The organism is Plantactinospora sp. KLBMP9567 (assembly GCF_033446045.1).
Lineage (GTDB): Bacteria > Actinomycetota > Actinomycetes > Mycobacteriales > Micromonosporaceae > Plantactinospora.
This window is the reverse complement of the sequence record NZ_JAWQRR010000066.1, coordinates 1-15819: the sequence shown is the minus strand read 5'-3', so window position 1 is coordinate 15819 and position 15819 is coordinate 1. Positions and strand designations below refer to the sequence as shown.

The 15819-nt window shown below is 66.6% G+C and carries 14 protein-coding genes; 4 read left to right on the top strand and 10 right to left on the bottom strand.

Annotation, left to right across the window (positions count from 1 at the left end; translation table 11 throughout):
• The first annotated feature begins 149 nt into the window (after positions 1–149).
• The 3 genes from R6Y94_RS43590 (at position 150) to R6Y94_RS43580 (ending at position 7088) form a co-directional block, all read left to right on the top strand.
• A complete protein-coding gene (locus R6Y94_RS43590) occupies positions 150–4208 on the top strand; it encodes an AAA domain-containing protein (RefSeq protein ID WP_318403181.1) in 4059 nt (1352 codons plus the stop codon).
• On the top strand, positions 4205–5041 hold the full coding sequence (locus R6Y94_RS43585) for a hypothetical protein (protein WP_318403179.1): 837 nt from the start codon (positions 4205–4207) through the stop codon (positions 5039–5041). The genes R6Y94_RS43590 and R6Y94_RS43585 overlap by 4 nt, the downstream gene beginning before the upstream one ends.
• Positions 5042–5246: 205 nt before the next feature.
• The gene (locus R6Y94_RS43580) at positions 5247–7088 is read left to right on the top strand and encodes a hypothetical protein (RefSeq protein WP_318403177.1); all 1842 of its coding nucleotides are present in this window, start codon (positions 5247–5249) and stop codon (positions 7086–7088) included.
• 75 nt (positions 7089–7163) lie between these two features.
• Here the strand turns inward: R6Y94_RS43580 and R6Y94_RS43575 are convergent, their stop codons facing one another.
• The 6 genes from R6Y94_RS43575 to R6Y94_RS43550 all read right to left on the bottom strand — a co-directional run bounded on the left by R6Y94_RS43575 (position 7164) and on the right by R6Y94_RS43550 (position 12715).
• Positions 7164–8447, bottom strand: coding sequence for a hypothetical protein (locus R6Y94_RS43575; RefSeq protein WP_318403176.1), 1284 nt, complete (start codon positions 8445–8447; stop codon positions 7164–7166).
• A 155-nt stretch (positions 8448–8602) separates the two neighbouring features.
• The gene (locus R6Y94_RS43570; RefSeq protein WP_318403175.1) at positions 8603–9334 is read right to left on the bottom strand and encodes a DUF2637 domain-containing protein; all 732 of its coding nucleotides are present in this window, start codon (positions 9332–9334) and stop codon (positions 8603–8605) included.
• Positions 9331–9720, bottom strand: coding sequence for a hypothetical protein (locus R6Y94_RS43565; protein ID WP_318403173.1), 390 nt, complete (start codon positions 9718–9720; stop codon positions 9331–9333). Before R6Y94_RS43565 ends, R6Y94_RS43570 begins: the two co-directional genes overlap by 4 nt.
• Positions 9721–10164: 444 nt before the next feature.
• On the bottom strand, positions 10165–10437 hold the full coding sequence (locus R6Y94_RS43560; RefSeq protein WP_318403171.1) for a hypothetical protein: 273 nt from the start codon (positions 10435–10437) through the stop codon (positions 10165–10167).
• A gap of 646 nt (positions 10438–11083) precedes the next feature.
• Positions 11084–11563: a YcxB family protein gene (locus R6Y94_RS43555; protein WP_318403169.1), complete on the bottom strand. Its 480-nt coding sequence runs from the start codon at positions 11561–11563 to the stop codon at positions 11084–11086.
• A gap of 531 nt (positions 11564–12094) precedes the next feature.
• Positions 12095–12715, bottom strand: coding sequence for a TetR/AcrR family transcriptional regulator (locus R6Y94_RS43550; protein WP_318403167.1), 621 nt, complete (start codon positions 12713–12715; stop codon positions 12095–12097).
• Between the two features lie 77 nt (positions 12716–12792).
• On the opposite strand from R6Y94_RS43550, the gene R6Y94_RS43545 reads away from it, so the two are divergent.
• Positions 12793–13560, top strand: coding sequence for an SDR family oxidoreductase (locus R6Y94_RS43545; RefSeq protein WP_318403165.1), 768 nt, complete (start codon positions 12793–12795; stop codon positions 13558–13560).
• A gap of 103 nt (positions 13561–13663) precedes the next feature.
• On the opposite strand, the gene R6Y94_RS43540 is transcribed toward R6Y94_RS43545, so the two are convergent.
• From R6Y94_RS43540 to R6Y94_RS43525, 4 genes are all read right to left on the bottom strand, one after another.
• On the bottom strand, positions 13664–14170 hold the full coding sequence (locus tag R6Y94_RS43540; protein ID WP_318403163.1) for a hypothetical protein: 507 nt from the start codon (positions 14168–14170) through the stop codon (positions 13664–13666).
• Positions 14167–14508 (bottom strand): hypothetical protein, encoded by a 342-nt coding sequence (locus R6Y94_RS43535; RefSeq protein WP_318403161.1) that lies wholly within the window; start codon positions 14506–14508, stop codon positions 14167–14169. Before R6Y94_RS43535 ends, R6Y94_RS43540 begins: the two co-directional genes overlap by 4 nt.
• A 215-nt stretch (positions 14509–14723) precedes the next feature.
• The gene (locus tag R6Y94_RS43530) at positions 14724–15086 is read right to left on the bottom strand and encodes a DUF4288 domain-containing protein (RefSeq protein ID WP_318403160.1); all 363 of its coding nucleotides are present in this window, start codon (positions 15084–15086) and stop codon (positions 14724–14726) included.
• A gap of 273 nt (positions 15087–15359) precedes the next feature.
• A complete protein-coding gene (locus R6Y94_RS43525; RefSeq protein WP_318397996.1) occupies positions 15360–15761 on the bottom strand; it encodes a hypothetical protein in 402 nt (133 codons plus the stop codon).
• Positions 15762–15819 lie beyond the last annotated feature (58 nt).

Genomic DNA, 15819 nt, shown 5'->3' with positions numbered 1-15819 from the left:
GGTTACTGAGTGGGGTCGTTCCGATGACGTCGGTGTCGGAAATCTGATGCATAGATGAACGTGTCGAGCGCCCTATCCTGGAGGGCTTTGCCTCGGGCCGACGGCCCGGCGGATCAGCACTGGTGTACGTCGACTGACTTGGAGACGAGATGCTGTTGACCCAACCGGATGTGCTCCACCTCGTTGAACAGGCTGCCGGCCGGTGGGCAGACCAACTGATCGACTTCGGCCCGCGCAACACGCTGCTCTACTTCAAGGAGCGACAGACCACTACCCTCGATCTCGCTGACGCGGCTCCCGGCGTGGTCGCTGACCTGCTCCGGGGGCAGAAGGTTCGCCTGCGGACGCTGTTCCCGGACCAGGACCGGCACAACACCGCCTGCAATACTGCCCGCAGCCTCCGCCGGAAGCTGGTTGAGCTGGAGGAGGAGCAGGGCATCCAGGCTGGTTGGGTGACCCGCGGCCTGCTCTGCATGGTCGGTCCCTACACCCGGGGGTCCGTGCCGATGCAACCGCTGCGGGCGCCGCTGATTCTGCAGCAGCTTGCGCTGGACAGCAGGACGGCGACGGAGAACGACTTCACGCTGGAGCTGTCGGAGTCACCCGAGATCAATCCCGTTCTCCTGTACGCGCTGGAGCGGCAGTATGGCGTGGAGGCGGATATCAGCGCCCTCGGCGAGAAGCTGAGCGCGATGCTGTCCGAGATCGCTGACCCGGACCAGCAGCTCAGTGCTGCATACGAGCTGATCACCGAGGCAGTCGCTCCCAGCGGCCTGTCTCTCCGGCTCGAGCCCGCGGTGATTGCCGGCGTCTTCAGCTTCGACAAGCTCCCCATGGTCGAGGACCTGCGCAACTCGGCCGAGCTGCTGGCATCACATCCGGTGATCGGCGCGATGGCGGGCGATCGCGACGCTCGGCAACAGCTGCGCACTGAGCAAGCTCAGGGGTCCAGCTCCAGTGCCGATCGGATCGATCCGACCAAGGAGTTCCTGGTCCACGACGCGGACTCGTCTCAGCAGTCGGCGATTGACGCGGTGCTGTCCGGCCGGCATGTGGTCATCGAGGGTCCACCCGGCACGGGGAAGAGCCAGACGATCGCGAACATCATCGCCTACATGGCCGCGATGGGCCGCAGCGTGCTGTTCGTCTCCGAGAAGCGGGCTGCCATCGAAGCGGTGATGAACCGCCTTGGCGACGTCGGGCTCGACAATCTGGTGTTCGACCTGCACGACCGCAAGATCAGTAAGCGGCAGGTCGCCCAGCGCATCGCCAACGTCCTCACCCAAACCAGCGCCGAGCCACCCGTCGACACTGACGAATTGCACCGCCGCCTACACAGCCGCCGGGCTGCGGCGAAACGGCACCCGGCCGAGCTGCACGAGGTTCGGCAGCCCTGGGGGGTGAGCGCTTTTCAGGTCATCGAGCAGCTCCTCGCGCTTCCGACTTGCGACGTCAGCGGCTACAACCTGCGCGCGTCCGAGCTGCGGAACCTTGACCGGTCGAGGCTTGAGTCCGCGCGGGAGGACCTTCGGACGTTCGTGGATCGCGGCGGCCTGAGGATCTGGCGCGGGGAGTCGCCGTGGGCTAAGGCTTCCATCCGCACCCCAGACGACGTCGGCAAGGTGCTGGTGCATCTCGACGAACTCGCGGCCGGTGCCCTGCAGGGCGCACAGCGCCAGATCCGGGACTTGGTCGACCGGGCGGGGTTGGACGTACCGGACGACCTCGCTGCCTGGACGGATTTGTTCGACCTGCTCAGCGAGGTCGACCGCACCATCGCCAGCTACGGCGAGCAGGTCTTCGGCCGGGATCTGGACGACTTCGTCTACGCGACAGCACCAGGGCGATCCCGGCCGCGCCGGCCGGAGCCGCTCGGCATCTTCCGCCGGTTCCAACTGCGCCGCGAGCTGCGGCGGACTTGTCCGGCCGGCCCCCGGAAGCGATCCGAGATGTACCAGGGCCTGGTCGCTGCGGTGGACCAACGTGAGCGGTGGCGGAAGCTCAGCCGTCAGGACAGCGCACCCACTGCTCTGGCGGGTGCCGACCTGTGCATGTCGTCCTTCACGCAGGTGCGTAACCACCTCGCCGCGGTGGCGGCATGTGCCCGAATCGACGGCCTTGAGCGTGGACCTACCACCACTGCGGCCAACACGCTCGCCGAGTTGAACGCCGACCGCGAGACGTTGTTCCTGATGCCCGACCTGAACAAACAGCAGCAGCTGTTCCGCTCGTTGGGACTGAGCCACATGCTTGATGACCTGGCCGCCCGGCAGGTCTCGAGCGACGAGGCAGCCGACACTCTGTTGCGTTCCTGGTTGCAGGTGGTCCTCGACGAGATGCGCATGCGGGTTCCGTACCTCGGTCAGTTCGTGGGACAGCAGCATGCCGCAGTGGTCCAGGACTTCCGCGCCGCGGACAGCCGGCACATCGAGATGGCGGCCCGACACGTGCGCCGCAACGTGGCAGTGAACCTGCGTAAGTCCCGGGACGCCTATCCCGACCAGAACGGCCTCGTCCGGCGGGAGGCGGCCAAGAAGAGCCGGCACCTATCTCTTCGGAAGCTGCTCAGCAGCGCTCCGGAGGTGCTCCTCACCGCGTTCCCGTGCTGGGCCATGTCACCACTGGTGGTCAGCCGCATCCTGCCGCCCGAGCGATCGTTCGACGTAGTCATCTTTGACGAGGCGAGCCAGATCGAGCCGCACGACGCGGTCGCCTCGATCATGCGGGGCACCCAACTCGTCGTCGCCGGCGACCCGAAGCAGCTCCCACCCACGCCGTTCTTCCGGCGCCTCGTTCAGCAGAGCCCGGCTGGCGAAGACGATGATCTCGGCGACGAAAGCCTTGAGGACTACGAGTCCGTTCTTGACGTCCTCGGTGGCCTCATCTCGGACCGGTACCGCTTGACCTGGCACTACCGCAGCCGAGACGAGCGCCTGATCGCCTTCTCGAACGTCGAGATCTACAACCGGTCCCTCGTTACGTTCCCTGGGGTGCAGGTCGACAGCCCGCTGCGCTTGGAGACGGTGGATGGCCGTGTCGCCCCCGGGCAGGGCGGTTCGTCAACGGAGGAGGTCATCCGGGCGGTCGAGCTGATTCTCGAGCACGCCGAGCAGCGACCGAACGAGAGCCTCGGCGTCATCACGATGGGGCAGAAGCACGCCCTTCGGATCGAGGCGACCTTGCGCAGCCGACGCCGAGAGCATGAGCACCTCGACGACTTCTTCTCCCAGGACCGAGCCGCGAGCCAGCGGTTCTTCATCAAGAGCCTGGAGAACGTCCAGGGCGACGAGCGGGACGCCATCATCCTGAGTATCGGCTACGCCAAGACCAGAGACGGCCGACTTCCGCTGCGCTTCGGACCGCTCAACCAGGAGGGCGGTGAGCGGCGCCTCAACGTCGCGGTCACCCGAGCGCGGAGTCGGATGACCGTGGTGAGCGCCTTCTCCCACCACGACATGGACCCGAACCAGACCGCGGCAACACGGAACCGCGGACCCGAACTGCTCCGCCGTTACCTCGAGTTCGTCGACCTCGGCGGCGACCTGGGCGCGCGACAGCACACCGGGGTCGAGCTCAACGGCCTCGAACGCAGCGTCCTGAAGGCTCTCCAGCAGCAGGGCATCAACGCCGTGCCGCAGTGGGGCGTCTCCGGCTACCGCATCGACCTGGCACTCGCCCACCCGGACCAGCCCGGCCGCATGGTCCTCGCTGTGGAGACCGACGGTCACTCGTACCACCAGGCACACAGCGCCCGGGACCGGGACCGGCTACGCCAGCAGCACCTCGAGCGCCTCGGATGGGAGTTCCACCGCATCTGGTCGACCGACTGGTACCTGGACCCAGCAGGCCAGACAGCCCGACTCATCGCCCGCTGGAAGCAGGCGGTCGACCGCGCCAACCACGCCGCGAGGAGCCACCCCGTACCGCCGGCACGCCGGCCCGCTCAGCAACCGGCGCCGCCGGCGACCCGCCGTGGTCCGCGCCCCGACGTGCCGATCGGTCTTCGGATCACCGACTACACGCGGGAACAGCTGGTACAGATCTGCACCTGGCTGGTGAGCGACCAGCTCCAGCGTGATCGGGATGAGCGCCTCCAAGAGGCCATGAGCGAACTTGGCTTCCGCAAACGGGGCTCAGTCATCCTCCAGCACCTGACCGAAGCACTCGACATCGCGCAGCAGCGCGCCGACCGGGAGGTATCCCGATGATTGCCCTCGACCCGCTGACCCTGGAACGCGTCGCCCGCCTGATCTGCGACGTCGATGGTCCCTACGAACGGACCGGCACGCAGATCGAGCGGTTCCTGCACCGGGTCCGGTGGCCTGGCGATCCGCAGTACGACGGCTCGCCGCGGATCCCCTGGCTGACAGAAGTACTCAATTCCCATGCCGACGATGCCGCCGCCCTCGACCGGCTGCTCTGTCGCATCGGTGATCCGCTGGAGTACGACGGCGGCGTCGAGGCCGCCGAACCGATCGCACAAGAACTGAACCGCATCCTGGCTCCCGAACAGCTCACCATCACCTACGTCGGTGGGCGCCCCGTGCTCGGTCAGATCAGCCAGAGCAGTGACGTTCCCCTGTACGGGCCGCCGCCGGACCTCCACGAGCGGGTGCGACGACTATCCCCCAACAGCAAGGCAGTCGACATCCTCATGGCACGCGCCGACGAAGCATCCATCTGCCAGAACAACGGAGCCTACGCGCTGGCGATCATCGGAATCGGCAGCTTCGTCGAAGGACTGCTGCACGTCGTGGTGACTGACCGCGACGAGACCGTGCGAAGGAACGGCCTGGTCGACCGTAACGGCCGACGGGTTCGGGCCGAACGAGCGGGCCTTCACCTGCTCCTCGAGTACGCGCATCGGAAGAAGTGGGTTCAGACCGATGCCAAGGACTTCATGGAGAAGGTCCGGGACTACCGCAACTTCGTCCACCCCCGTCACCAGATCGACTATGGGCTCGTGCCCGACCTGGACACGGTGCGGATGTGCTGGGCGCCTGTACATGCGCTCCTCAATGACCTGGAATCCGCACCATGATCAACAGCTCATCTCGGTGACCAGCAAGCAAGCGGATTGACCTTTCCTTGTCCAGATGCCGCCCTCGACACCGCCGCCGCTACTCCAGCTTCCGAACCAAGACCAGGTGCTGGGGTAGCAGACGCAGGCCACCGGGGCCGCATCGAGCGAGTGCGGCGACGCGTTCGACGCAGCCTTCTCGCCTGTAACCCCTCGGGACGGCGCAATGCTCGGTTTCAGGTCTGTGTTCACGACCCATTGCGAGCGGAACCATTTGCAGCCACTGGTACGGGAACAACTCGACCGTTGGATCGCGGGCCCCAAGGGCTGGGATCCGTCCGCGCTTCATGAGAATCGGTGGGCGACCATCGGCGACAACGTCAGGGCCCTCCTGCTGCAGCACGAGGGGCAGGATGGATCGACATCAACGCGCGTACGGATCGTCGAGACGAAGCCGGACGGGCAGTGGATCATCCAACTGACTGTACACTCGCCCAACGCGAGAGAGCGGGCGGCGTGGGCCTGGATCGACATCGAATCACCCGACCCCGACAGTGAGGACCCACGCAGCCGCCCCCGCCTCGCAGGCACCCCCCGCTTCCTCGCCCCTATGCTTGAAATCATCGATGCCTGGGACGGTGCCGCACGCCTCACAACGCGACCAATCGTCATCCGCGGCGACGAAGTCGACGAGGTCCACCGAGCGCTCATCGACACCGAGCGACGAGGTGTCGTCTTCGTCGCAGGCAACGACGACTCGCTGCCTTCAGTCCCATGGACTAACCGGATCGCCAACCTGACCCGGTTCACCATCGGCATGGCCTCGTGCTACGTGCTGGACGGGGCGGCCACACAGTCGCTCAACGACCGGCTCGGCCAGGCCCACGCCGTACTGCCCGGCCGGCTTCGTACCTACCGCTCTCAGGTTCAACCGGATTCCGTCGTCGACGGGTTGCGGCATCGGGTGCTGAGCGCCGAACGGATCGCCGACGATAACGAACAGCCCCGGCTCGCGCGGGTCCTCGCCTCCAACGCCCAACTTCAGGCTCTCGAACAGCCGCTACCCGCATCGGTGGCGCGGGTACACCGGATGCTGGAACGTATCGCCGACGACATGTTGGTGCACCGGCTCGGCGACATCAGCTCGAAGCGGCCATCGCTCGTTCCGTCGCAGCCCCAGGCGGCCGTCGAGACGCGAGAGAGTGATCGCCGGCAAGACGACGTCAGCGCGCAGCAAGGCATGTTGCTGGACTACCTGACGATCAAGGTAGGAATCGATGACCTCACCGTCGACCGAATCGACGAGATCGTGCGTCTGATCGAGGTCGGTCGGTCATCGCAGGAGGCACAGAAAGACATCGCATCCCGACTCGCGCAGCTCCAAGCCGAACTCGATGAGACACAGAAGGCGTATCACGACGTCAAATGGCAGCTGGATGATGAGCAGATTGAGAACCGGGACGCGGTAGAGCGCCTGACCCGGTCCGCGGAGACTGAACGGACGCTACGCCACCGGCTCGCCTCCATGGGGCAAGCAGAGGTGGCCTGGACGGCACAGCCATCGGAAGCGGACGTCTCCCGGCCGGACAGCTTCGGCGAGTTGCTCCGCTGGCTGCCAAGGCTCCAGCAGGTCGTGTTCACGGGCGATCCTGACTGTGCTGAGGAACTCGACAGCAACGACCCCCTGGGTGCCTGGGCTTCGAAGACCTGGGACGCGTTGTTGGTGCTCCAGGACTATGCAGCTGCGAAGGCAGACGGGCGCTGGGATCGCGACGTGCATGGCTTCCTGGAGAACACTCCGGATGGCTGCCACGAGTGGCCGACGCGACGACACGCCCGCGACGAGAGCGAGGCGGTCCGAACCAACCCGGCGTTCTGGAGGAAGCGGGTGCTACCCGTGCCGGTCTCCGTCATTGCGGCGGGCGAAATCTTCATGGGTGCGCATTTCAAGATCGCTCAGTTCGCGATGATCAGCCCTCGCATGCACTATTACGACGATACGGCGCAGAGCGGACGGATCTATGTCGGCTACATCGGCCGGCACCTACCGACCGGACAGACGAACTGACGGCCACCGAAGGTGATTGCTGAGCCACAGCATCGAGGGCTGCGGTACCTACGGCTGGCTCGGGTCGTGCACCAGTCAGCCGGTGGCGCGGTAGAGCTTCACCCCGCCGCTGGCATCCGGTGGGCTGGCGATCGCGGCGTGTTCGTTGACGAGCCACGGTGTGAGGCCGGGAGCCGTCTCCCGGTCCTCGCCGGTGCGAGCGTCGAGGATGACAGGGCCGTTCGCCGTACGGCCGTAAACGGCTCCGTGCCATGCGGTCGTGACGGTGGGGGCAACGCGGTTGGCCTTCTTGCCGGGTAGTTCCCAGAGCCACTTCCCGCTGTCGTCGAAGGCACCCGTCCAGTCCTGGCGTTGGTCCTGGCAGATGGTGACGCTGCGGCCGTCGTGGAGACAGGTGATGTTGTAGGCAGTGCTGCTGGTAGCCGTTGACTCGTCCAGCATGCGGCCGGTGGCGGTGTCGAGGAGGCGGAAGAACTGCTTGCGGCCTTGCGATGCGCCGGTGGCGGTCACGATCTTCGGGCTGCCCGGCTTGATGGTGATCGTCCCTGCGGGCTCGGTGCGCCAGCGCTCCGCGCCGCTTTCGATGGCGAGCGCACGCGCGACTGCGGCCTTGGCGTCGGTACCGACCGCCACATTGCCAGCGACGGCTCCGAGGGCGAAATCCGGACGGCGCCAGATCTCGCGTCGATCATCGAGATTCACGGCGACGGTGTCGGTGCCGACCTGGGCGACGACCACGGGGCCGGACGCGCCGATGACGACCGGGTGCTTCCGCGTCAACTCGTGCTGATCTTCGTCACTGGGCTCGATCTCGACACGTTGAGCTTCACGCCCGGTCCCGGCGTCAACGGCGAGGATTTCGATAACCGGGCGCGGCGGTGTCGTGCCCTTGCCGGGCGCAGTGGCGGCGAAGGCAGTCACCACACGGCGCTGCGCACCGGTTCCGGCCAGGATCGGCGGCTGAGCGGGGTTACCGCCGACGAACGGGTTCTGCGTCGACGGCGACAGTGCAGGCTGATGTGCGGGTCGCAGCGTGCCGGTGACCATGCCGGAGGTGATGTCAACGATTTCCAGCCGGTCCACCGACGAGATCCAGAGGCGGTTCCCGTCGAGTAACAGGGGTAGCGGCTCGACGCGTTGTCCACCCAGGTTGATCTTCGACAGTGACGCGCTGTCCGGTAGCGGAATGGGGTCGGAGACGTCGAATGTGCGCGGTGGGTCAAAGGTGGGCCGCTCGCTCGGTGCGCTCGCTGTCGCTTGGGCTGGTGGCTGTTGCGCCTCCGGTGCGGTTCCGCAGCCGATGGTGGCGGCAAGTACGCCGAGGCTTACGCCGAACACGCCCAGATTTGCTTTGCGCACCGCGTCACGTCTCCCCGTCGCCCGTTGGGTACAGCCGGGGAGTGTAGCGACTTTGGTCCACTCTTCGTGTCCCGGCCGTCGCAGCCCGGAGCCATATGCCGTGGAGCGAGAGAGGAAAACGGAATTTGGGAGGCTGTCATAGGTCATCAGCACCATCAAGAAGAACTCTCTGCTGGCTGTGCGTCCTCAGGCTTCTCCGCCACAAGGCGTCGGACATGGCGTTCGGACACGCCGGCGGCCAGAGCCAACTCCGCCGGGCTGGCCTGCGGCCGCTCGGCACGCAGCCGGGCTACAACGTCTGCTGTCCGCTCCGCGCGTCCCGTCACCCGCTTGCGTCGTGAGGGTCGCCGCCGGAGGGGCGCCGACACCTGGCTCGTCGCCGGACCGTCGGCGACCCCAGTCCGCTGCGCCTCCTTCATCTCGGTCACAACCTCCAACGGAAGCGACACCTGTGGCGACGCAGACACAGTGTCAGAGACAGGCGGCTGGGCGGTGTCTGAAGCTCGGTGGTCGTTGCCCCAGGCCGGCTGCGCTCTGGTCAGCATCTCCACGACCAGCAGCAGCGCCACCGCCGGCCATGCCGCCACGATCCGCGCGCCGAGGCTTGGCTCGGCGGCGGCGATGTTCGCCGCCACGCTGGCCGCCACCCCAACCGCGAACGCCGTCCGGGCCGACCAGCGCACCCTCCGACCGGCGCGCTTGTCCTCGACCATGGCAGCCGACGCGACAACCAGCATCCCGTCGACCGACAGCGGCAGCACATAGGCAACCTCGGGACGCTCACCGAATCTCAACGCCACAGCGACCATGTGGCTCCATGACGACCAGGCAGCAATCCCGGCCACCGCCACCGTGCTCACGTCTCGGGCAAGCCGGGTCGGCGTCACCGAACCACCCCCAGCCCGAGCCGACGCTCGATGGCCCGGATTTCGATGGGGTCCACGGACGGACGTCCGCCGATGTCCAGCCGCGTCTGGACATCAGCCCATCGCCGCCACCACCGGAGGACGTCGCTCGCGTCGAGACCGGTCGCTTTCGCGACGTCCGTCAGGTCCGCGCTCGCCCGTAGAGCGGTGTGGATCGTCGAGGGTTGCCAGCGAGTCCACCAGGACACCATCGCAGCGGACAACGCCAGATCCGCCAAGACGGCAACGCGTCCGGATTCCGGCGTCCGAGCGACGGCATGGCCATGAAGATCGAGGAGTTGGAACGGGTTGATCTCTTCCGCATCGGTGAACCGCACCGGTGGTTTGGACGGGCGGGTCGGGTTCATCGGGCACCGTCCAGTGCCCTTGAGCTGGGCAAAGTCAGCGGTAGCGGGTCACCGGCGATCGTGGCGGTGTGGTTCGCATGGTGGTACCTCCGGCCCACCCTGAAGTCGCAGGTCAGCGGCATTCTCGAGCGATGCTTGCGAATGTCGCTGGCTTCGCGTATCACATCGTCTCACGAGGTGGAGGCTGTTGGGCCTCTCGGGGTGGCCTGCTCCAGCGGTCGGAGCATGGTCGGGGCAGCCGCGAACCGTCCTTCTTTCCGGAGCGATGTGCCTGGTGGTAGTGGCTACGTCGGCCCGTTGACCCGCCCGGCTCGTCGAAGTTTGCCGGGTCCGAGACCGTCAGCGAGGCGCCGCACCACATCGAATCTGTGCTGGTGTGGCAACGGGCCTGGGTAGCGTGGAGTACCGTGTCCGATGCCGTCCTGCCGGGGCTGCTGGCGGTGATCACTGCCGTTCGGTGTCGCGGTCTGACGATGGGGGTCGGAGGTGTCGGCGAGCGGCAGCTACCAGATCCGCTCGATCGCCGGGGTTCGAATTTGCGACGACCTCGTCGGGCCGTCCGGCTTGGGCCGCTCTACGATGTAGCACGAGGATCTGGTGGCAGCTCTGCACGGCTTCGCCGAGGTCATGGGTGATGAACAGAACAGCCAGCCGATGCCTGTCGGCAAGGTGGCGCAGGGTGGTGGCGACGCCGGCCCGGGTGGAGACGTCCAGCATGGATGTCGCCTCGTCGGCGATCAGCAGCCCGGCTTACCGACGAGGGCGCGGGCGATCGCGACCTGTTGCCGTTGCCGGCCAGATAGTTGGTCGGGGCGGATGCGGGCCAGATCGGTGGGGAGCCCGGCCAGGTCGAGGGACCGGCCGGCTTGGGCTGGGTGGTGTCGGTGTACAGGTCCGAGTGCAGAGGTAGGTACGGCTGCAAGTGCACACCGGCGCTTGAGTTCGGTCTACGTCCGGCGACACGCCGCCTGGCCTGACGGCGATCCAAGTCGGTGACGTTGCGTGATGCTGTTGCTAAGCCCAGCCGTTTCCCCAGCGCACGGATCTGCCGAATGTCGTGCGTTTGGGCCTCCTGCTCGGGTGGGGTCGTGGCTGGTCCTGCCGAGTGCGGCATGGGTAGACGACATGCCCCAGCGTCCGATCGCCGTCACCTGCTCGGCGCTGTACACCGCCCTGTCGGGTTCACTGTGCGACGAACACCAGCGCCTTCGTACGGTCCGCGGGCTGCTTATGCTGCGCCGCGCCTGGCCGCTCGACGACGTGCTCAGGGCGGGGTAGTCAAGCTCGCCTGCGCCGAACCCGACGATCGGCCGGCTCGCGGCCCCATCGTCTTGGCTCGTGACTGTTTCGCCATGGGCGGCGGTCACTTCCAGGCGGGTTGCAACCCGTTGACGAACGCGGCGAACTCGGCCCGCTGCTCCTCGGTCAACAGGTCCTTCGGGATCGTGATCGCCTGGATCTTGCCGAACATGATGTACCAGACCTCGGGGGTCTCGATGACGCGGCCGAGGCCGGCCCACCGAAACCGCGACTCGGCGAGCGGGTTGGCCACCGTGACCCACTCGTCGTCCAGCGTCATGTGAAACCCGTCCTTGATGACGTCGGACTGCATACGCACCGACCGAGCCACCGTGATCGGTGCGATCGCGACCACGAACAGCAGTCCGAGGACCAAAGCTCCGTAGGCCATCGGCATCGAGGGCTCCAGTGCCACCAGGGCGAGGCCGAGGACGATCAGCACTCCGCCCAGGATGCGGACGGATTTCAGCTGCGGACGGAGGAGGAACCGGAGCGTGCGCCGTAGTCGCTTCTCGTCATAGGGGACCCACATGGAGATCTGCATCGCCGCATCCTAGTCAGCATGGAACGGCCGGCTCGGTTCCGCTCTTGTGGTTGATCTTCGTGGGTCATCCACTCGGGTGGAAGGAGCCACTACCGGAAAGGAGCCTGGGCGTTGACCGAAGCGGCGGGCGCATGGTCGGAAGACTTCATGCCGAGCCGGTGAGCACGCGCTGTCGTTCAGGACTCCTTGCCGACGGGAGCGGGCAATGGCCAGATCGCCCAGTGGGCGTCGTGCGACGCGTGGCGTGAGATGTCGATGAACGCGGGTCCGTAGGCTGACTCGACCCGCCAATGCTCAAACTGGTCAAGCTCGGTGTTGATTTACCGGGCGAGGAACTCGACGAGCTGTTCCATCTCCGCATCGCTCAAGGGCGTGGTCGAGATGTCTGCTGCCATCCGCACATGATGGCTGACAGACGCACGCTCGTAGCCGCGATCCGCGCGTCACGCACGGTCACGTGGAGGCGGTCTGACGGGAGCCCGGAACTGCTGATGAGCGGATATCGGATCATGCGCAGCGTGTAAGCAACGGTTACGCGTCGATCTTCGCGGGCCAGGCGAGCATAGCGGCTTCGGCAACGGCGAGAAGCTCATCCGTGCCGGCGCCGTCGCGCGCGTGCTGGGACATGCCTTGCAGGATGACGCCGACGAGGACGGCCAGACGGCCGGCGTCGGTGCCGGCGGGCAGCCGGCCGTCGGCGACATCGGCCTCGATCCGCTTTCGCAGCGCGGTGATGTTGGCGGTCCGTTGGGCGCGCAGCAGTTCGGTGATGTCAGCCGATGCTGCGGTGCAGTTGACGGCCGCGCTGATGACGAGGCAACCAGGTGGATGCTCGGGCCGGGTGTACTCCACCGCAGCGGCGCGTAGCGCGCGGGCGACACCGTCGCGCACGGACTCCTCCGCCGCGAGTGCCGTCGCGAAGAACGCGCCGTGAGTCTGCTGATAGCGCTCGACCACCTCGCGGAACAGAGTCTTCTTGTCGCCGAACGCCGTGTAGAGGCTGGGTGGCGTGATGCCCATGGCCGCGGTGAGTTCGGCCACCGACACCGGCTCGAAGCCGCGTTGCCAGAACTTGTGCAGCGCCGTCAACAGGGCCTGGTCCCGATCGAAGGCTCGGGGCCGGCCACGCCGGCGGGGATGATCATTGGCCATTGACACATTCTATAGCGCTCGCTAGCCTGATGCCCAGGCAATACATAGTGATTACTACAGAAAGGTCACGCGGCATCATGGTACTGCTCAACGGCAAGACCGCTCTGGTCACGGGCGGCAGCCGAGGCATCGGTCGGGCAATCGCCACACGACTCGCGGCGGACGGCGCCCTCGTCGCCGTCCACTACGGCACCAACGAGGCGGCCGCGAACGACACCGTCACCGCCATCACCGGAGCCGGCGGCCGCGCGTTCGCGGTCCGCGCTGAACTGGGTGTACCCGGCGACGCACAGGCGCTGTGGTCCGCCTTCGACGCCGGCCTCACCGAATCCGGCGCCGAACCGGGCGTCGACATTGTGGTCAACAACGCCGGCATCGCGAGCTCCAACGACCTGGTCCGCACGAGCGAGGCCGAATTCGACAAGATCGTCGCCGTGAACGTGAAAGCCCCGTTCTTCATCCTTCAGCAGGCCCTGAACCAGTTGCGGAACAACGGCCGGGTCATCAACATCTCCTCCGGCGTCACCCGCATCGCCGCACCGGCGATGATCACCTACTCGCTGACCAAGGGCGCCATCCACACTCTCACCTTCACCCTCGCCAAGCAGCTCGGCGAACGCGGTATCACGGTCAACTCGGTGGTCCCTGGCATCGTCGACGTGGACAGCAACGCCGTCTGGCTGCGGGACAACCCTGAACAACTCGCTTTCTGGGGCTCCTTCTCCGCGTTCAACCGGGTCGGCCAACCCGCCGACATCGCCGACGTGGTGGCCTTCCTCGCTTCCGACGAGGCCCGCTGGGTCACCGGCCAGCATCTCGACGCCACCGGCGGCGCACACCTGTGACACATCCCTATGCGGAAAGCCGCGATCCGCTCGTCACCGAAATCGACGGCGGGCGCTGCTCGCCGGCGTCGGTTGCACCGAGGCGCGTGCATCTGGTTGAGCATCATGTGGGTCGGCGGTCGTGTGTCGGGAGGAGCAGCCACCGGGCGAAGCAGCTCTGGTCGTCAATTTTGGTGTACCACCTGACTTTGAGCCTGTATCCGTTGCTGCGGGTTGGCAGGAGCAGTCCCGTGTCCGGCTCCCGTGACGGAGGTCCATGCTCAGCCGGGGGCGGGCCTGGTTGAGGCGGCGACAGCGGCATCGCGTGCTCGCCTGTTCCGTCGAGGGCGGCGCTGAAGATTGCGATGTCGCCGCTGGGAATGCTGAGGGCATCACCGACGTCATCGGTGGTCGATGAATGGTGCAGTGCCGATTCGAGGGTTCCGCGATAGTCCGGGCCCGAGGCCTGGACGATCGCCAGGGTGCCCTCCGCGGACTCGAACACCTCCATCCAGCTGTCGTCACGAACGACCCCGTCAGCGCCGACAAGAAGAGCGGTAGAGCCGGCGACGGCGATGCTGGTGTCCTCGGGGGGCATGTCGACGATCCGTTCGTACTCGCCATCGCTCATGCCGCGCCAGGAACGGCGAACGGCGGCGTCGATGGCGAGGTACGGTTCGCCGTTCGTCCAGAGCCGGCCGATGTGGGTCCATCGGCTAGGACGGCTATGGCGCACAATGCGAGCGTGGTCGGTCCCCAGAGCACCAACCCTTCGCTCCAGTTTGGCAAACCCTGGCCCTGCAGTAGCTGGCAGGCGATGGCGAAGAGGAAGGTCAGAGCGACGACCAGCCCGACTCCGAATGTGATGCGCACGACGCGTACCCGAGTCACCATGATGATCAGCAGCACCGGAGGGCCAAGCCACAGCGGCAGGCCAAGGAACGCGACGGGTGATGGCATCTCGATCACCGCCGGATCGTACGGTTCCTCTCCGCACCCTGGTGTCGTTCGGTGTACCGTGCCGGGTCGCTCCAGCCGAGCATCCATCGTGCCGCAGCGAAGACGGTGCCAGCCCGATGCCGGGCCGCAGCGTGAACACCGTGTTGGAGCTGGGCATCCTCATCCGCCGCAGGTCAGGCGTGAGGTGGCGGGCAAGGGTTGCGGTCGGCTCGGTCGCCGTGTGGTCAGGCGTCAGGGCTGGCGTCACCCTGCCTCTCCTTGCCGGTATCGAAAAACCTCGTCAGGTAGGCCTGCGGCTCCAGCCCGCTCTCTCGGACCAATGAGAACACCTCCGCACCGTGTCCTGGTTCGTCGAACAGCCGATACGCCTGAACCAGCCCCGCGAAGGTCATGTCCGGCTGCTCAGCCGCGTACCCGAGCGCCTCTGCCTCTGCCAACGCGATCGCCTGATCGAAGTCCTCGGCCCGCCACAGCGTCAGCCGCTCTTCGTACAGCTGACTCGCCGGGTCGGACCCCAGACGGAAGATGCATCGGGCGGAGAACCAGCCAGCTTCGCCCTGCCGGTGCCCATTGCTCGGTTCGTTCACCCACACATCGTCCCGCCCGGGGCCCAACGGCAGCGAACCGGATACAACCTGACAGGACGGTGCTTCCGTCGCATACCTGATCAGGTCACCCGACAGCCGATCTACCGGTGTGCGACCCACGTGCCCGTACGTTACGTGCACGGCCACCACGAGGCCGCCGCCGGTGGACTGCAGCCGGTACCAACCGCCTCGCTCCACGAGGCCTGGCACGCGCTCTACGCCGCGCTGGACGTCGCTGTCGGTAGTAGCCGCGGCGCCGGCAAGGTGCGGACCTCAGGATGGCTCCGGCGGGCGCACGTGCGGAGCCAGTCGTTCTCCAGCAGCGAGATTGTCACGCCAGTAGCGGTAGACCGGGCCGTGCACCACCTCAACCGACCCGGCTGCGACGAGACAGGAAAGAAGATCGCCCCCGGCCGGTGCATCGACGTCGAAGGCAACGACCACTGGTGATTCTTCACCGATATGCCGACGCACCAGTGCGCGCTCTGCAAGGTTGGGTTCCCGGAACCGAGGATCCCAGAACTGGGTCGGGCAGGCCAGGTATGCGACGTCGGTGAAGACCACCTCGAGACCGTGGTGGTAGGTCAGGTCGTGTCCCGCGGCCAACCGAAGCTGGGAGCCGTCGAAGTGCAGTACGTCCCAGTCCCACCAGGATCCCCCAGGCAGTTCAATCACACCGCCGATCCTCCCATCGGTGGTCAGTCAATGAACCGAGCCGGCATCCGGATCTGCC